This window comes from Huintestinicola sp. (genome assembly GCF_050874005.1).
Lineage (GTDB): Bacteria > Bacillota > Clostridia > Oscillospirales > Ruminococcaceae > Huintestinicola.
In genome coordinates this window covers 15522-31987 of sequence record NZ_JBNMJV010000009.1, presented here as the reverse complement: position 1 = coordinate 31987, position 16466 = coordinate 15522, and the positions used below count along the sequence as shown (strand labels likewise).

Here is a 16466-nt window from a genome sequence, read left to right as displayed (position 1 = left end):
ATTGCTTCATATCAGCCATATTTGACAGTCACAAATATATGTGGTATAATCATAACAATATAAATCCATTCTAAGGAAGTGAGAAAATGACATATGTTCTTATGAATAAAGACACCCCCTGGCTCCTGTTCAGCTGTGAACGTGATGAATACGATGAAGTTCAGCTTTCCGAGCTTGAGTGGTTCACTGACCTAAGACCTTTAGGCTATGTCGATCTTTTCACTTTCCTTGACAGACGAAAAGCTCCCAAGCACCGAAAGCACATTGAGCAGCTGCTTGAAAGATACGGCTGTACTGATATCGATGGATTTATTCGGGTCACTCACGCAGTTTCTCTCAACGATACCTTCTGGGTAAAGGAAGAAGGGAGCAGCCTTAAATGGGCAGATGTATCCCTTTACAGCAATTCATTTGATGAAATGATAGCAAATGCCGCATTCGATGGAGCTATAAGTGATACCGATCTTTCATCAACTTCACCCGAATTCGGAACGGACGGCTCATACGCAAAATGCTGGGTAAGGGAATCTGACGGGATCTACCTCTGTAAAAGCGGAAGTGCCACATTTGAGCTTGAGCCGTTATCGGAATATCTCGCCTCACAGCTTGCAGAGATCATCTGTAATGAGTATGTATCTTATGATATGGATTTCCTTCACCATAAGCTTGTCAGCAAGTGCCGACTCTTCACAGATGAGCATTTCGGACTTGTCAAGGCAGGACGAGTAGTTACGGGGGGGAAATCAATAGCTTCATTACTCGATTACTTTGAGCGTATCGGCAGTGGCAATGCTTTCAGACGTATGTGTATATTCGACAGCCTTATTCTGAATATCGACAGACATTTGGGCAATTTCGGAGTGCTTATGGATAATGACTCTATGGAAGTCATAAGAATGGCTCCTGTGTTTGATAATAACCGCTCCTTATGTTTTGACCTCGATAATGATCAGCTTAAAAATATTGATTGGTACCTGAAAAAGATAAAACCGTCCATTGGCTCTGACTTTATTTTCACCGCAAGGGGACTGTTGACTGATGATATCCGACAGGAGCTCAAAAATCTAAAAGGCTTCACTTTCTCACAGCATCCAAAAATATCTGTCGATCAGGAACGACTTGACCTTCTTAGCAGGATAGTATACAGGCAGATAGACAGCATTCTCGCATAGGGAAAGGACGAGCATTATGGAGAAAGTACGCAGGTATATTATCTTTCATGGCTATGTACAGGGAGTAGGCTTCAGATACACAGCCTGTTATATTGCAAGAAATTATGGCATATCCGGCTGGGTAAGAAATCTTGATGACGGCTCTGTTGAGATGGAGGCTGAGGGAAGGGCAAAGGATATTGATGCCCTTGTCGATTCACTTGAAAGTCTCAGATGGGGTTCTGTTGATCGTATCGAATCGAAGAATATTCCCGTTCACGGAGATTATGAATTTGAGATTATCGAATAAAGAATGCTGACTGATGAATACATTATTATTGACTTTATTTTTTATTGATGATATAATGAAATAAACAATCTTCTGCTATTTAAGTACTTTATTTTTCAAATGGAAACAGGGGGCAATAGTATATGAAATATGATCTTCCGGATAGAGTTTTCAAAGATATAACTGCATTTGCCCTGAAAAACTCTGTTGATAAGGTAATTCTTTTCGGTTCCCGTGCGAAAGGAACTAATACGGATAGAAGCGATGTAGATATTGCTGTTTATGGCGGAGATTTTGATTCATTCTATTGGGATATTAAAGAGAAGACCCATTCACTTTTATCCTTTGACGTTGTTGATGTTGACCATGGAATTTCCAATGATCTTAAAGAAGAAATAGAAAGGTACGGCATTGTGATCTATGAAAAAGCTTGATAATTTTTCAAATTGCCTTAACGTGCTTAAAAATGCAGATTTTAAGCTTGCTGATAATAATGAGATATACAGGACAGGCGTTATCGGTCAGTTTAATCTTACATTTGAACTTGCGTGGAAAGCTTTGCAGGAGGTACTAAAGCTCCACGGCGCAGAGGAAGCGTCAACAGGCTCGCCCAGAGAGATACTTCAGCTCGGTTATAGGCTGGGGTTTGTTGATGACTCTGCTGTATGGTTACTGATGTTAAAGAAACGTAACACCTCAGTTCACGTTTATAATGAAGATGAAGTTGATGAAATGATTCTTCTTATCCGTGACAGCTTTATCCCTGCTTTTATTGTTCTGGAGAACACATTACGGAAAAAACTTAGTGAAGCTGAAAGTGATTGGACATAATCTCTTTTGCCTGCAAAAAATATGACCCTCTGCCATAAGGCAGAGGGCTTTTGTGTCAATGGAAGATATTTTCGCAAGCCTTGGTATCAGTCCATGCTGACGCTGATACCGCCGCTTCTTTCCGAGGGCTGTATCATTACGGTAACTCTGTTTCCGGGGTTCCACTCAAACTGATAGGATTCGCCCGAATGCTGACCTATCAGATTTTTCCATGACACATCAACTGTAACAGAAGGATCGCAATGTCCTCTGCCCACCCAGCAGATGACCGCATCGGGGTCAGCCGCTAAGGAAGCACCTGTTTCCACATTGCTGATAATGAGAGGATTTCCGTTTGAAAGTACAGCAACGCAGGAATTGGGTCCTCTTGCTGTGAGTGTTGTTGTTGCAAGACCCTTCTGTGAGAGAACACCTACACCTATGAATCTGACACTGTAATCACAGTCGGGAGTAAATGCAAGGATATTTTCCGACTCCACCGATATAGTTTCGCCCTGTTCAAGCTTGTACACTATAACGTGCTGACTGTAGCTGGCATAGTATGTAACTGAATTTCCGTTCAGATTTACCTTCATAAGAGGGATATTTTCACCCGTCACTCTTCTCACAAGGGAGCCGAGAATCGCAGCTCCAAGATCCTGCTGAGGACCGAGCAGTACCTTTTCAAATGTGTAATTCTTCTGACCCATGCACTCTCCGGCGATAAAAGCGCCTTTTTTGACAAACAGGGAATCCGTTCCCTTACAAGTTACCCGTAGTGTAAGCTCATTAACTACATCAAATGTGATCATTTTATTTCCTCCATATCATATTACTTCTATTCCGTAAAAATTGCATAATCCTTCAAGATCACGGGCAATACCGTTGCCAATGGCACTGAATTTCCATTGCCCCTTATTGTTATATATCTCACCTATCATCATTGATGTGACATTGCTGTAATATTCGGTCAGGCAGAAGCTCAGCAGTTCATTGCCCGAAATATCGGTCATCTTCAGGTAAACATCGCTTAGCATACCGAAATTCAAGGCTTTTTTCAGTGCTTCATCTATTGTCACAACAAAAACGATTTTCTGAACGTCACTGTTAAGCTTATGAAGATCAATATCAAAGGATTTCTGATAAACGGGATCGCTCATATTGTAAACGATACTCCTGTCGGGACTCTGAGGCTGACTGTAAAACACAAACCAGTCCTCGGAAATGACTTTTTCATTCACGCCAAGAAGAAAAGCCGAAGCATCAACATCACATCGACTGTCATTGACCTTCCAGCCGATACCCGCTTTGATGGGAGAAACATTTCCCTGTGGGAACAGCGGTACCTTCATGCCTTTTTTCAGCGGCTTGGAGAATGACGGTATAGGCTTGTTCACAGGCAGCGGTGCTGTCTGACGGGGTACATTCTGAGCGGTATTTCCCGTATTCTGCGGAACACTCTGACGGGGTACAGTCTGAGCGACATTTCCCGTATTCTGCGGAACACTCTGACGGGGCGTATTCCGAATGGCATTTCCCGTATTCTGTGCGGACGGGTCAGAGGTTATTCTGTTAAGGCTATTTACATTAGATGAATTTACAATGCAGCTGCTGTACACTTTGTTCAGTTCCGAAATATCCCGTGATGTATATGGCTGATGTATTTTTTCGGGAATCTTTAACACAAAATCCTCCCTTTCACTTTTTTCGTTATAATAATTATACATAGATTTTTCCTGTATGTCAATGAAAAACAGATTAGAAAATTCATTGTCAGGATTTTTTCGATGGATATGTATTTACTGCATGGATAATAAAGATAACTCAATTTTATTCTTGTTTTTTCAGATTTTTATTGACTTAACAGCTTGATGATGGTATAATATTATCAAGAAAAGAGCAGACTATATCCGGAAGGAATGATAGAATGAAGCGAAAGATCACACAGCAGCTTATGGAATGGAAAAAATCGCAGACCAGAAAGCCGCTTATCCTCAACGGTGCAAGACAGGTTGGAAAAACCTTTATTCTCCGTGAATTCGGAAGGGAAAACTATAAAAACACTGTTTATATCAATCTTGAAAGCAACGGTACGGTCGCTTCAATTTTCAATGATGATATATCACCGTCAAAGCTGATAAAGTATCTTGAAGCAGAAACAGGAGAACGTATTCTGCCAAATGAAACACTTATTATCCTTGATGAAATACAGTCCTGTGAACGTGCTGTGACATCGCTGAAATACTTCTGTGAGGAAGCTCCCGAATATCATATTGCTGCTGCAGGAAGTCTGCTCGGTGTTGCAATAAACAGAAATCAGACTTCATTTCCTGTAGGAAAGGTTATGGTTCTAAGGCTTTACCCTCTGGATTTTGAGGAGTTTCTTACAGCAACGGGAAATGATTTTCTTATTGATGAGATAACCGAGTGCTATACTAAAATGTCACCTATGAATGAGGGGCTGCACCGCAAAGCACTTGATCTCTACCACGATTACCTTATCGTAGGAGGAATGCCCGAAGCTGTCAAATCCTATATTGAAACCAACTCATATATTGATGCCGGACTTGTTCAGAGCAGCATTATTGACAGCTACACAGCAGATATGACAAAGTACGCAAACAATTCCGAAGCAGTCAAGATCCGTGCTTGTTATAACTCCATTCCCGCACAGCTTGCTAAGGATAACAAGAAGTTTCAGTATAAAGTTGTTCAGAAAGGCGGTTCTTCAACAATTTTCGGAGCATCGCTTGAATGGCTCAAACAGGCAGGTGTTACTCTGGAATGTCAGCGTGTGGATCAGGGAACAATGCCGCTGCCCGTATATGCAGATCAGACCTCATTTAAGATATATATGTCGGACGTGGGACTGCTTGTAAACAAATCTCATATGTCTGTAAATACGATCATCACAGGTGAATCAAACATTTTTATGGGTGCTGTAACAGAAAACTACATTGCCCAGCAGCTTGCGGCAAAAAACTATCCGCTATACTACTGGACAGTAGCCAATTCACAGGCTGAACTTAATTTTGTTCTTCAAAAGGACGATAAGATCTATGCTGTTGAGGTCAAAAAGGGTGACCACGTTCGTTCAAGAAGCCTGAGTGTGTTCAGGCAGAAATACTCTCCCGACTACGCAATAAGGTTTTCTCAAAAGAATTTCGGTAAGACCGAAGACGTTATTTCAATACCTCTTTATGCGGCGTTTATGCTTTAAAAAATTATTTCATGAGGAGTGGATCATATGCCGTTTCGAATAATAAGAAATGATATAACAAAGATAGAGGTTGATGCGGTTGTGAATGCCGCAAATAATTCTCTGCTTGGCGGAGGAGGAGTTGACGGAGCCATTCACCGTGCTGCGGGACCCGAGCTTCTCAAGGAGTGCCGTACCCTCGGCGGCTGTGAAACGGGTGATGCCAAGATCACAAAGGGATATAAAATGCCCTGCAAATACATAATCCACACAGTAGGACCCATATGGCAGGGCGGTAAAAACAGTGAAAAAGAACAGCTTTATTCCTGTTACGAAAAGTCATTGCAGCTTGCGAAAGACTATAAATGTGAGTCGATAGCATTCCCGCTTATCTCATCGGGAGTGTACGGTTATCCGAAGGACAAGGCTCTTGAGGTAGCAGTATCGGCTATCACAGACTTCCTTGAAGAAAATGAAATGGATATTACTATGGTAGTATTCGATAAAAGTGCCGTATCTGTCAGTGAAAAGCTGATCGCTGATGTCAGGAAATATATTGATGACAATTACGCAGAAGAACATTCCGACTTTGCAAGCCGCAGTCCATTCATACAAAGTAATTTCAAAAGGACTGAATTGTCCAAAGGAAAAAAGCTTTCGAAGGCTATGGAACCTGAGTGCTGTGACGCTTTGCCCTTTGACTTTGATACATTGGACGAGTCCTTTTCACAAGCACTTCTTCGTATGATAGACGAAAAGGGAATGACCGATGTTCAGGTATATAAAAAGGCGAATATCGACCGCAGGCTTTTTTCAAAGATACGAAGTGATGTGAATTATAAGCCGAAGAAACAGACGGCTGTTGCACTTGCTATTGCTCTTGAGCTTGATATTTTTGAAACGCAGAAGCTGCTTGAAAAAGCAGGATATACCCTTTCAAACAGCCTGAAATTCGATGTTATCATAAAATATTTCATTGAAAATAAAAAGTATAATATTATGGAAATAAACGAAACCCTGTTTACTTTTGACCAGAGCCTGATAGGCGTATAATTGTCGCTTGAAATGCGACCAATTATCCCTCTGTATGATGTATCATAAAGATACAATAAAACATACGGAGGGATTTCTTATGAAAAAGAATTTAACAGAGATCGTTTTTATCCTTGACGAGAGCGGTTCAATGGAAGCATTGAAAAGTGATACTGTGGGCGGCTTTAACAGCCTTATCGAAAAGCAGAAGAACGAGGAAGGTGAAGCTGTGGTATCGGCTGTACTTTTCAGTACCGAGAGCCGTATTCTGCTTGACAGAGTGCCTGTTGAGCAGGTTAAAAAGCTTACAGGCAAGGATTATTGTCCGAGTGGAGGAACTGCACTTCTTGATGCGGTGGGAGATGCCGTGAAGCATATCGGTAATATCCACAAATATGCCCGTTCCGAAGATGTGCCCGAACATACTCTGTTTGTAATTACCACAGACGGCATGGAAAACTCAAGCAGACGTTATACTGCCGACAAGGTGAAGAAAATGATAAAGAGGCAACAGGAAAAGTACGGCTGGGAATTTGTATTTCTCGGTGCAAACATTGATGCGGCAGAAACAGCGGAAAGCATGGGAATATGTCGTGCAACAGCGGTGGATTACTGCTGCGATCACGAAGGCTGTGCTGTACAGTATGACGCAATGTGCATGGCAGTTTCCGGCGTTAGAAAGGGCAAAAAGCTGTCTGAATCCGCTTTCTGGAGAAAAAAAGTCGATGCGGATCATAAGAGAAGAGGATAATTTTTTTCATAACAGAGCCTGAGGTTTCTCCCGACCTCAGCTCTGTTTTTGCTTCGGGGAAATTTGAGAAAAAATGAAAAGGGTACAGCAGGCTTATGCCTGTTATACCCTATAAACTATTTAAGAAGATCTCTTACCCTCTCTTTGACCATAGCTTCGATGATCTTGACACGTTTGAAGGGAAGGTTATGTCTCGGCTGATATTTCCACAGATCCATATCAAGCACTTTGCCCAGCATTTCTGTTCTGCGTTCATCAAGCACTTCCTTAGCAGTCTGAACGAAATCATTGTAAAATGCCGGAAATCTGCTTGAAGCAAATTCTCTTATCAATGTCATATCCTTTATATCGTTAAAAGAGTCAAGGCTTGCGGTATTGAACAGGGAGTTTCCGTTATCGAAAATAGGTGCAGGACGGATGATCTTGTTGGTCGCTGAATCAACGAGCAATCCGAAATTGCCGAGATGTCGGTCTGTGTTATAGATCACTGCATCAAACAGTATCATATCATAGAACTCTTCAAGAAAATCACTTCCGAGGGAGGCATAATAATCACGTATGTTTTCGTAAAATGATTTTTCTATAACATTTCCTATGGGAACGAATGAAACTTCTTTGCTTGTGAACATTTCACAGGTAGAGCAGATATTCTTTTTCCAGCTGACAATGTTATAGTCAATGGCATTGATACCCATTACATGTGCAATTTTGGATGCATAGTATTCGGAGTAAGGCTCAAAGCCTGTGTTGCTTGCTCCTTCGGTCCCGCCTTTGTAAAGTCTTGTGATATTGTTTTTATCACGTCGCCAGCATTTCCTTAAAGCACCGTTAGTGGTAAATTCAGGGCTGGTTATCCTGTCACTGTGCTGCAAGCTTCCGATACCTGAGAATGCTGTATGTGCAAGTGTTGTATTAAAAGGATTATCATAGAGATTAAGGCTTGCAAAAGTGTCATCGGAATCTTCTTCAGTCACCCAGTAGCAATCAGTCAGAGACAGCGCCTTGCTTACGGAAATAATATCCATAGGACGATTTGGAGAAAGACCGCACTTTGCAAGAAAGCTGTCAACATATGCTCTGTTGTGAGGGATAGTCCTTCGCTTTATCCATTTATAAAGCCCATCATTAGTCGGAGTAAATCCGTAAGGGAGAAGCTCACTATGTTCATCATATACTTCTATGATCTCAATATTCGGATCAGCAGTATGTAAGCAAGCAGAAAACAATACTAATGGAGTATCAAAATGCTTGAGATAATATGTACGAACATATGACATACGAACACCTTCTTCCTTTATTATATTATACTAAGTATGGACAGGATTGTCAAGAATTATGCTTGTAGTGTTAGCCGGTGAACTAACAGCTCAGCTTGAATAATTTATCCCCGAGTATTGAAATGGGCGGGAATATGTGGTATAATAAATTATAATAGCTTGAAATAATATCGGGAGGAGTGAAAATGGGAATATACCTTAACCCCGGCAACGATCTTTTCAGACAGGCAGTAAACTCAAAAATATATGTGGATAAATCAATGCTGATAGAAGCCACAAACAGCTTGTTGGATACATCCGATAAACACATCTGCATTAGCCGTCCACGCCGCTTCGGTAAATCAATGGCTGCAAATATGCTCTTAGCATATTACAGCAGAGATTGTAATTCAAGAGATCTTTTTAGTAAACTAAAAATTTCAAGGTCCGACAGCTTTGAAAAACACCTTAACAAGTATAACGTTTTTCGTTTTGATATAAGAGGTTTCGCTTCAAAATCCGATAATATCAAATTTATGATAGACAGGCTTGAGAAAGCAATTATTCGTGACCTTAAACGTGAATATGCAGATCTTGACTTGCCCGATGATTATACCTCTGATGAAATGCTGCTTGAGATTTATAAAACAACAGGCATACCCTTTGTTTTTATAATCGACGAATGGGACTGCATTTTCAGAGTTTATAAGAATGATTCCGAAGGACAGCAGCTGTATCTTAATTATCTCCGAACTTTGCTAAAAGAGCAGCCATATGTGGCGCTTGACTATGCAACGGGTATTCTTCCTGTCAAGAAATACGGTGAACATTCTGCGCTAAATATGTATCGTGAATACTCAATGGCTAATCAGAAAAGATTTGCAGAGTTCACAGGCTTTACAGCTGACGAGGTTGTATCACTTTGCAAAAATCAAGATATGTCAATAACCGATATGAAAAAGTGGTATGACGGATATATGGTCAATGGTTTTGAAATATATAATCCTCAGTCTGTTGTTCAGGCTGTCACGGAACATTGTTTTGATAATTTCTGGACAAAAACCGAAACCTTTGAAGCACTGCAGATGTATATCAAAATAGATATGGACGGTCTGAGACAGTCGGTCATCAGAATGATCGCAGGAGAACATATTCCCGTAAATACGGGCAAATTCCAGAATGATATGGTATCGCTCCATTCCGCCGATGATGTACTCACGCTTCTTATCCATCTCGGCTATCTCACATATGATTTTGATACCAAAACTGCATGGATACCCAATAAAGAGGTTCAACAGGAGTTTATCAACTGCATAGAGGACGGCGGCTGGGAAGAGGTCATGAACTCGCTCCGTCAGTCGGACGAACTGCTTACTGCTACACTTGCCTGCGACGCTGATAAGGTTGCTGAAATACTTGAGGAAGTGCACAGAAAAAACACTTCCATTATTGCGTACAACAATGAAATGTCCCTGTCGGTAACGCTTGCACTTGCCTACTATTCGGCAAGAAACAGCTACGAGATTTTCAGAGAGCTGCCAAGCGGAAAAGGCTTTGCCGATCTCACATTTATTCCACGCAAGGACGTTGATTCACCTGCAATGGTCATTGAACTGAAATACAACAAAACCGCTTCAAATGCACTTGAACAGATAAAAGAAAAGCATTATACCGAAAAGCTGGCTGCTTTCAGCGGAGAGATACTGCTTGTGGGTATCAGCTATGATGAGAGCAAGGGTCATTCCTGCATTATCGAGAAGATAGTAAAATAAGTAACAGCCGAGGGAAAATCCCCGGCTGTTTGCGTGTCCGATAAATATGTATCATATCCCACTCTGCACCAAAAATGTAAGATCCTGCGAATGTCCGAATTTACGTACATTGTTGCGAGTAAAGCACCATTGCTGTTCGGGAGTCATCATATTGACCATCATACCGCCTACAGAGCCTGCTTCTCTTGCAGTAATGTCGCCGTTGTAACCGTTCTTGAGGTTAACGCCGACTTCGTTGGCAGCTTCCATCTTAAATCTTTCCATAGTTTCTCTGCCCTGGGCAGTGAGCTTATCGCTTTTCATAGTAGTAATCTCCTTTTATGATTGAGTTAAATTTGAGAAGCGTTTTTCGTTTCTCTTTTGGGTTTGCAGTAATATTATATTACGGGAGACAGTTTTTATTATCGGAAATGTTTTGCACGTAAGGCAGAAAATGCACATATCTTTTCTGCATAAAGCTGACAGTATTTCCTGCATTTTTGTGCAGAATACTTACCAATACTTACAGCTTGAAAAAAGGCTGATTTAATGCTATAATTAAGTTGATCCGAGAGGGAAAAATCCCTTGCGGAAATAAAAAAAGGGAGGCGAGAATGATGTGCGGATTTGATTTCTCCTGCATTATAGAAATAATCAGAAATTGCTTCACAAGCTGCGGTAGATAAAATGAAGCAGTCTGAAAGAAACGAACAAGTTAATCTATGGAGGTAACATTATGTGCAACTTTAATTTCTTCTGCGCAGATATATCCTGCGTAATCGACATCCTTAAAAACTGCTTTACAGGCTGCGGCAGATAAGCTGCATCATTAACATAACAAAATAACAGAACATAGGCTCATCTATGCTCCGTTCCCTGGGAGCATAGATGAGCGTTTTTTATGCAGGTGTGTTGACTTTTGCCTATGTTCTGTAGTATAATAAATCTGTTGATAAGCAGAAAAGGAAGTGAGCACTTTGACAAAAAATGTTAAAATGCAGGATATCGCCGACCGCCTTGGAGTGAGTGTTGTAGCTGTTTCAAAGGCTCTCAGCGGAAAAAGCGGAGTCAGCGACGCTCTAAGAGAAGAGGTGCGCCGAACCGCCAAGGAGCTTGGCTATTCCTATACCGTCAGACGAAAGCAGCAGAGCAGTCTTACGGGAAATATCTGCGTCCTTGCTTCCTCACGTTTTATCGACGAGGATTCATTTTATCTAAAGTACTACAAGCATATCTCAGCTCAGCTTCAAAGCAGGGGACGGTGTGCTTTCTTTCATACCGTTACTCCCGAAAGCGAGGAAAAGCTAATATATCCCTCTGCAATGCAGGGCAAAGCAGACGGCGCAATTATCCTGGGACAGCTTTCAAAAAGCTATATCGACCTTATCACTTCGGAAAATATTCCCGTTGTATTCCTTGACTTTTACGATGACCGCAAGGACATCGACTGCATTATCAGCGACAGCTTTTATGCTTCCTATGATATCACCAATTTCCTTATAAATATAGGTCACCGAAAGCTTGCCTTTGTTGGTTCTGTCAAAGCAACAAGCTCCATTCAGGACAGATATTTAGGCTATATCAAATCCCTTATGGAGCATAATATCCACGTAAGCTCTAATTACGTTCTCGAGGACAGAGGTGAGGACGGACTTATGAAGCCCATAGCCCTGCCTGTGGATATGCCCACCGCCTTTGTCTGCAACTGTGACGGCACAGCCTATCAGCTTATAAATCAGCTAAAAAAAGAGGGCTATCGTGTCCCACAGGATATTTCCGTGACAGGCTTTGACAATTCGGTCTACTCGGAAATGTCCGACCCGAAAATAACCACAATCGAGGTAAATACCGAGCAGATGTCCGCTCTTGCGGTGGAGACAATTCTGAAAAAAATCGAAAATCCCGCCTATTCCATCGGACGTATGCCCGTCGGCGGCAGGATAATCTACAAAAACTCCGTCAGAGCCATAAAAGCGGAAACGGATCAGATCTTTTCAAATTCAAACAGGCGGTAAATTTTTTTAGTTGCCTTTCCCGCAAAAACAGTATTGAAAAAAGTCCTTTCAAAGCCTTGAAGCTTGTCTACAAGTTTTTGCGGCGTCATAGAATGTTCCGCTTTAAAGCGTACTTCCTCTGTTTCAAGTTCATCTGGACTGTCAATTCCGTAAACCTCGGTAACGCCAACATCGTTTATGGGATTTTTATACTTTATGGCTTTGGCGGCAAAAACGGTGTAAACGTCCGCTAAAATAAACAGCCTGCCGTATTTCCGAGAAAGAGCTTCAAAAAGCCTGCGGCATTTTTCACTTCCGAGATACATAGATATCCCCTCCATAACGACCACCGCTTCGGGAGCGTCGGGGAGAGCGTCTATCCATTCTGTCTTTGAAGCGTCCGCTTCAAGCATAGTATATTTCTCATTTTCGGAAAAATACTTTCTACGTTCCTTGATAACATCGGAGAAATCAATGTCAAACCATAAATTGGTGCTGTTTCCCACCCGTAAAATTCGGCTGTCAAGACCGCAGCCGATGTGCAGAACGACAGCTTGTGGATATTTTGAAAGAGTGCGGACTGTCCACTCGTCAAACACCGCCGCACGCATTGACATAAAGAGAGCGAGCCACTTTGAGCGAGCTTTTCCTTTAAGCTCAAAGCCCTCTTTTTCCCAAATTTCCTCAGCCATTTTGTCGCTTATAATAATGCCTCTGCGGCTTATTTCCGATTTACCGTAAAGTGGGATATAAAGCGTTTTGTTGACCTCGTTCATATCTTTGTCCTCCGCTTTTTGATATAAGTTTATCCAAATTATAACATATTTGCAGATAAACGTCAACTTGTTTTAAAGTGAGATGATAATTTTGAAAAAAGCAGCCGTACTTTTCGGCATATCTATATTAAGCCTGCTCTGCGGCTGCGGAATTTTTGAAGAACCCTGCGCCAAAAAAGATTTTTTCGCAATGGATACCTATATGACAATGACAGCATACGGAGAAAATGCCGAAGGAGCACTTGACAAGGCTTGCAGTGAAATTACAAGGCTTGAGGGACTTTTTTCCGTAACCGATACAAGCAGCGATATCGGAAGGATAAACAGCTCCCGGGGACAGCCTGTGGAAATAAGCGCTGATACCGCCCAGCTTATCTCCCGCTCCATCGACTTTTCCGAACTGACAGACAGAGCGCTGGATATCACCGTTTATCCTCTTGTACGTGAGTGGGGCTTTACAACGGGAAATTACGCAGTACCCACCGATAAAAGGATAAATGAACTTCTGGACGCAACAGGCTATTTTAACATTTCAATAAGCGATAACAAGGTCACATTACCCGAAAGTTATCAGCTTGATCTCGGCTCTGTGGCAAAGGGTTATGCAGGAGAACAGGCAGCGGAAATTCTCAAAAATGAGGGCGTTTCCTCTGCAATACTGAGCCTTGGCGGCAATGTTCAGACCATAGGCGAAAAGCCCGACAGCACCCCCTGGCGTGTGGCTGTGACCGACCCATTTTCCCCCTCGGATATGATCTGTACGCTCTCTGTTCGTGATAAAGCAGTCGTAACCTCGGGAAATTATCAGCGATATTTTGTCTCCGAGGACGGAAAAAAATACTGCCATATAATAGACCCCAAAACGGGATATCCCGTTGACAACGGACTTGCCGCTGTAACAGTAACAGGCGACAGCGGCACATACTGCGACGGTTTATCAACTGCACTTTTCGTAATGGGCGAAGAAAAAGCCATAGAATTCTGGAAAGAACATCGTGACTTTGAAATGCTCATAATGACCGAGGACGGCAGGATAATTATAACGGAAAGCCTTTACGAAAATGCCGAATTTACCGATAATACTCTCAGCCAAAAAGCGGAAGTGATAAAGTGAATAAAACCAAAATATTTATAATTGTCATTGCCGTAATATTCGGGGCAGCCTTGATATGCAGCCCGCCGATATGGGGTAAGCCCCGGGGAAATGTGGTGAATATCAGAAGCGGCGGCGAAATAATTTACACCATAGACCTTTCCGAAGCCGCCGACAGCGAGTTTGATATCGAGTATAACGGCGGCGTGAACACTATTGAAATAAAAGATCATAAGATACACGTGAAAGAAGCAGACTGCCCCGACGGAATATGCATAAAAACAGGCTGGATAGGCGGAGAAAACAGCGCAGCACCCATAGTCTGCCTGCCCAACCGTCTTGTTATCGAGCCTGCGGACGATACCTCCGACAGCAGAACGAGGTGACGGATATGGATAAAAAACGCTTAGCCCAAATGGGACTTCTCACCTGCATATCCCTTATAATATTCGTAGTGGAAATGCAGATACCTCTGCCCGTTCCCGTACCGGGAATGAAGCTGGGGCTTGCAAATATCGTCACAGTTTATGCCGTTTACCGATATACCCCGAAAGAAGCGGCACTCATTCTCGCCGCAAGAATAATTCTCGGCTCAATATTTTCGGGAAATCCCTCAGCCCTGCTTTTCAGTATCAGCGGCGGGATACTCTGCCTTTTCGGAATGATATTTCTGAAACGTTTCATAGACGAAAAGCATATCTATCTCAGCAGTATCATCGGCGCAGTTCTCCATAATATGGGTCAGGTCACCGCAGCGGCGGCAGTAACGGGAACAATGTCCGTATTCGCCTATCTGCCCGTCCTCACAGTCTCGGGCTGTATCGCAGGGCTGTTTACGGGAATATGCGCTCAGATCGCAATAAACAGAATAGGAGTGAAGTAAAATGACAATAAGAAAAATAACCATAGACGACTACGAAAAAATGTATGCTCTCTGGCTTTCCTGCAAGGGAATGGGACTGAACGGTACAGACGACTCAAAGGAGGGCATAAAGCGTTTCCTTGACCGCAATCCCGAGACCTGCTTTGCCGCCTGTGAAAACGACGATATCATAGGAGTTATCCTTGCAGGAAATGACGGCAGAAGAGGTTTTATATACCACACCGCAGTATTACCCGACTGTCGGGGCAGGGGAATAGGCACAGCCCTTGTAAACGCCGCACTTGAAGCATTAAAATGCCTTGGTATAACCAAGACCGCCCTTGTAGTTTTTGACCGCAACGAAACGGGCAATGCTTTTTGGGAGAGTATGGGATTTACCGCAAGAAACGACCTTGTTTACAGAAACAAGGCGCTTGTGGATATGGTAAGGATAGATACATAAACAAAAAATACTGTTTCCAAATCATATGGAGACAGTATTTTTATATATTTATTCGTTAGTTTCTCTCAGGCTTCACCGTCTCCATAAGCTTAATAATATCCTCCTTGGAAGGCATAGCAGGAATAGCTCCCTGCTTAGTGGAGCATAAAGCACCGCAGGCATTTGAGAACATAGCCATCTCGAGAATATCCTCCCCATCAAGCTCTTCGGGAGACTTTTCAAGCTCCAGCATTTTGTAGAGGAAAGCGCCGAAAAAGCTGTCACCGGAACCCAGAGTGTCAATAGACTTGACCTTGTAAGCAGGATATCTCTCAATGCCCTTTGCTGTAGCAATGATACAGCCCTTTGCCCCTTGAGTGATGCAGATTATCTTCACTCCCGTTTCAAGAAGCTTAGCCACTCCCGGAATAAGAGCGCCGCAGTCGGTAAGAAGCTGTAACTCCTTTTCCGAGACCTTGATGATGTCCGCATACTGAGCCGCACTTTTCATCGCCCTTATGCCTGCTTCCTTTGACTCCCACAGAAGAGGTCTCCAGTTGGGGTCGTAAGAAATAAGCTTTCCCTGCATTTTAGCATATTCCACCGCATTTACAGTAGCCGTTCTTGCAGGTTCCGAGGTCAGGGAAAGAGCGCCGAAATGAAAGATCTTGCATTCGTCAATAAGCTCCCTGTTAACTTCACCGTATCTCAGATTAAGGTCCGCCGCAGTCTGAGGGCTGCGGTAAAAAACAAAATCCCTGTCGCCCTCCTCGTCATTGTGAATAAATGCAAGGGTAGTGGAATAATTGGGGTCAAGGATAAGACCCTTTGTATCCACCTTGTTGTCAAACAATACTTTTTTAAGATAAAATCCGAACATATCCCTGCCGATCTTACCGATAAAACCCGTGCTTGCTCCTAATTTTGAAGCCATACAAACCACATTTGCAGGAGCGCCGCCTGCATTCTGTTTGTAGATCGTTTCTCCGTCAAGCAGGGAGCAGGTGAAATCCACCAAAAGCTCTCCCACAGCAACAATATCAGCCATATTATATTATCT

The 16466-nt window shown here is 42.5% G+C and carries 19 protein-coding genes; 13 read left to right on the top strand and 6 right to left on the bottom strand.

Going from position 1 to position 16466, the window contains the following annotated elements; genetic code table 11:
• The first annotated feature begins 101 nt into the window (after positions 1 to 101).
• The 4 genes from ACR0QN_RS04785 (at position 102) to ACR0QN_RS04770 (ending at position 2271) form a co-directional block, all read left to right on the top strand.
• Complete coding sequence (locus tag ACR0QN_RS04785; protein WP_432650057.1) at positions 102 to 1172, top strand: HipA protein; 1071 nt, start codon at positions 102 to 104, stop codon at positions 1170 to 1172.
• A gap of 16 nt (positions 1173 to 1188) precedes the next feature.
• Positions 1189 to 1461 carry an acylphosphatase gene (locus ACR0QN_RS04780; protein WP_432650056.1) on the top strand — a complete coding sequence of 91 codons (273 nt, stop codon included), beginning with the start codon at positions 1189 to 1191 and terminating at the stop codon, positions 1459 to 1461.
• 122 nt (positions 1462 to 1583) lie between these two features.
• A complete protein-coding gene (locus ACR0QN_RS04775; RefSeq protein WP_432650055.1) occupies positions 1584 to 1874 on the top strand; it encodes a nucleotidyltransferase family protein in 291 nt (96 codons plus the stop codon).
• Positions 1861 to 2271, top strand: coding sequence for an HI0074 family nucleotidyltransferase substrate-binding subunit (locus ACR0QN_RS04770; RefSeq protein ID WP_432650054.1), 411 nt, complete (start codon positions 1861 to 1863; stop codon positions 2269 to 2271). Before ACR0QN_RS04775 ends, ACR0QN_RS04770 begins: the two co-directional genes overlap by 14 nt.
• 86 nt (positions 2272 to 2357) lie before the next feature.
• On the opposite strand, the gene ACR0QN_RS04765 is transcribed toward ACR0QN_RS04770, so the two are convergent.
• Together ACR0QN_RS04765 and ACR0QN_RS04760 are read right to left on the bottom strand one after the other, a co-directional pair.
• Positions 2358 to 3062: an AIM24 family protein gene (locus ACR0QN_RS04765; RefSeq protein WP_432650053.1), complete on the bottom strand. Its 705-nt coding sequence runs from the start codon at positions 3060 to 3062 to the stop codon at positions 2358 to 2360.
• Positions 3063 to 3077: 15 nt separating this feature from the next.
• Entirely contained in the window at positions 3078 to 3935 is an 858-nt protein-coding gene (locus tag ACR0QN_RS04760; protein WP_432650052.1) for a TerD family protein, read from the bottom strand.
• Positions 3936 to 4177: 242 nt separating this feature from the next.
• On the opposite strand from ACR0QN_RS04760, the gene ACR0QN_RS04755 reads away from it, so the two are divergent.
• The 3 genes from ACR0QN_RS04755 (at position 4178) to ACR0QN_RS04745 (ending at position 7232) form a co-directional block, all read left to right on the top strand.
• Entirely contained in the window at positions 4178 to 5470 is a 1293-nt protein-coding gene (locus tag ACR0QN_RS04755) for an ATP-binding protein (protein WP_432650051.1), read from the top strand.
• Positions 5471 to 5497: 27 nt separating this feature from the next.
• Positions 5498 to 6502, top strand: coding sequence for an O-acetyl-ADP-ribose deacetylase (locus ACR0QN_RS04750; protein WP_432650050.1), 1005 nt, complete (start codon positions 5498 to 5500; stop codon positions 6500 to 6502).
• Positions 6503 to 6581: 79 nt separating this feature from the next.
• Positions 6582 to 7232, top strand: coding sequence for a vWA domain-containing protein (locus ACR0QN_RS04745; protein ID WP_432650049.1), 651 nt, complete (start codon positions 6582 to 6584; stop codon positions 7230 to 7232).
• Positions 7233 to 7348: 116 nt separating this feature from the next.
• On the opposite strand, the gene ACR0QN_RS04740 is transcribed toward ACR0QN_RS04745, so the two are convergent.
• Positions 7349 to 8509, bottom strand: a complete 1161-nt coding sequence (locus ACR0QN_RS04740) for an XRE family transcriptional regulator (RefSeq protein ID WP_432650048.1) — start codon at positions 8507 to 8509, stop codon at positions 7349 to 7351.
• Between the two features lie 185 nt (positions 8510 to 8694).
• On the opposite strand from ACR0QN_RS04740, the gene ACR0QN_RS04735 reads away from it, so the two are divergent.
• Complete coding sequence (locus ACR0QN_RS04735; protein WP_432650047.1) at positions 8695 to 10260, top strand: AAA family ATPase; 1566 nt, start codon at positions 8695 to 8697, stop codon at positions 10258 to 10260.
• A gap of 51 nt (positions 10261 to 10311) precedes the next feature.
• Here ACR0QN_RS04735 and ACR0QN_RS04730 read toward each other — a convergent pair whose 3' ends face one another.
• Complete coding sequence (locus tag ACR0QN_RS04730) at positions 10312 to 10563, bottom strand: alpha/beta-type small acid-soluble spore protein (protein ID WP_432650046.1); 252 nt, start codon at positions 10561 to 10563, stop codon at positions 10312 to 10314.
• A 653-nt stretch (positions 10564 to 11216) separates the two neighbouring features.
• On the opposite strand from ACR0QN_RS04730, the gene ACR0QN_RS04725 reads away from it, so the two are divergent.
• On the top strand, positions 11217 to 12254 hold the full coding sequence (locus tag ACR0QN_RS04725) for a LacI family DNA-binding transcriptional regulator (protein WP_432650045.1): 1038 nt from the start codon (positions 11217 to 11219) through the stop codon (positions 12252 to 12254).
• Here the strand turns inward: ACR0QN_RS04725 and ACR0QN_RS04720 are convergent.
• Positions 12224 to 13009, bottom strand: coding sequence for a class I SAM-dependent methyltransferase (locus ACR0QN_RS04720; RefSeq protein WP_432650044.1), 786 nt, complete (start codon positions 13007 to 13009; stop codon positions 12224 to 12226). The two genes, ACR0QN_RS04725 and ACR0QN_RS04720, sit on opposite strands and share 31 nt — an antisense overlap.
• A 91-nt stretch (positions 13010 to 13100) precedes the next feature.
• Between ACR0QN_RS04720 and ACR0QN_RS04715 the strand changes: the two genes are divergently transcribed.
• The 4 genes from ACR0QN_RS04715 to ACR0QN_RS04700 are packed head-to-tail and all read left to right on the top strand — an operon-like array spanning position 13101 to position 15427.
• Positions 13101 to 14123 (top strand): FAD:protein FMN transferase, encoded by a 1023-nt coding sequence (locus ACR0QN_RS04715; RefSeq protein WP_432650043.1) that lies wholly within the window; start codon positions 13101 to 13103, stop codon positions 14121 to 14123.
• Positions 14120 to 14488: a NusG domain II-containing protein gene (locus tag ACR0QN_RS04710; RefSeq protein WP_432650042.1), complete on the top strand. Its 369-nt coding sequence runs from the start codon at positions 14120 to 14122 to the stop codon at positions 14486 to 14488. The genes ACR0QN_RS04715 and ACR0QN_RS04710 overlap by 4 nt, the downstream gene beginning before the upstream one ends.
• Before the next feature lie 5 nt (positions 14489 to 14493).
• On the top strand, positions 14494 to 14985 hold the full coding sequence (locus tag ACR0QN_RS04705) for a Gx transporter family protein (protein WP_432650041.1): 492 nt from the start codon (positions 14494 to 14496) through the stop codon (positions 14983 to 14985).
• A gap of 1 nt (position 14986) precedes the next feature.
• Positions 14987 to 15427 carry a GNAT family N-acetyltransferase gene (locus tag ACR0QN_RS04700; RefSeq protein WP_432650040.1) on the top strand — a complete coding sequence of 147 codons (441 nt, stop codon included), beginning with the start codon at positions 14987 to 14989 and terminating at the stop codon, positions 15425 to 15427.
• Between the two features lie 55 nt (positions 15428 to 15482).
• On the opposite strand, the gene ACR0QN_RS04695 is transcribed toward ACR0QN_RS04700, so the two are convergent.
• A complete protein-coding gene (locus tag ACR0QN_RS04695; protein ID WP_432650039.1) occupies positions 15483 to 16454 on the bottom strand; it encodes a carbohydrate kinase family protein in 972 nt (323 codons plus the stop codon).
• Positions 16455 to 16466: the final 12 nt, after the last annotated feature.

Excerpts from the sequence above, each read along its gene's own strand:
- ACR0QN_RS04785 (WP_432650057.1), top strand. The coding sequence starts at position 102 with ATGAATAAAGACACCCCCTGGCTCCTGTTCAGCTGTGAACGTGATGAA.
- ACR0QN_RS04780 (WP_432650056.1), top strand. The coding sequence starts at position 1,189 with ATGGAGAAAGTACGCAGGTATATTATCTTTCATGGCTATGTACAGGGA.
- ACR0QN_RS04775 (WP_432650055.1), top strand. The coding sequence starts at position 1,584 with ATGAAATATGATCTTCCGGATAGAGTTTTCAAAGATATAACTGCATTT.
- ACR0QN_RS04770 (WP_432650054.1), top strand. The coding sequence starts at position 1,861 with ATGAAAAAGCTTGATAATTTTTCAAATTGCCTTAACGTGCTTAAAAAT.
- ACR0QN_RS04765 (WP_432650053.1), bottom strand. The coding sequence starts at position 3,062 with ATGATCACATTTGATGTAGTTAATGAGCTTACACTACGGGTAACTTGT.
- ACR0QN_RS04755 (WP_432650051.1), top strand. The coding sequence starts at position 4,178 with ATGAAGCGAAAGATCACACAGCAGCTTATGGAATGGAAAAAATCGCAG.
- ACR0QN_RS04750 (WP_432650050.1), top strand. The coding sequence starts at position 5,498 with ATGCCGTTTCGAATAATAAGAAATGATATAACAAAGATAGAGGTTGAT.
- ACR0QN_RS04745 (WP_432650049.1), top strand. The coding sequence starts at position 6,582 with ATGAAAAAGAATTTAACAGAGATCGTTTTTATCCTTGACGAGAGCGGT.
- ACR0QN_RS04740 (WP_432650048.1), bottom strand. The coding sequence starts at position 8,509 with ATGTCATATGTTCGTACATATTATCTCAAGCATTTTGATACTCCATTA.
- ACR0QN_RS04735 (WP_432650047.1), top strand. The coding sequence starts at position 8,695 with ATGGGAATATACCTTAACCCCGGCAACGATCTTTTCAGACAGGCAGTA.
- ACR0QN_RS04730 (WP_432650046.1), bottom strand. The coding sequence starts at position 10,563 with ATGAAAAGCGATAAGCTCACTGCCCAGGGCAGAGAAACTATGGAAAGA.
- ACR0QN_RS04720 (WP_432650044.1), bottom strand. The coding sequence starts at position 13,009 with ATGAACGAGGTCAACAAAACGCTTTATATCCCACTTTACGGTAAATCG.
- ACR0QN_RS04705 (WP_432650041.1), top strand. The coding sequence starts at position 14,494 with ATGGATAAAAAACGCTTAGCCCAAATGGGACTTCTCACCTGCATATCC.
- ACR0QN_RS04700 (WP_432650040.1), top strand. The coding sequence starts at position 14,987 with ATGACAATAAGAAAAATAACCATAGACGACTACGAAAAAATGTATGCT.
- ACR0QN_RS04695 (WP_432650039.1), bottom strand. The coding sequence starts at position 16,454 with ATGGCTGATATTGTTGCTGTGGGAGAGCTTTTGGTGGATTTCACCTGC.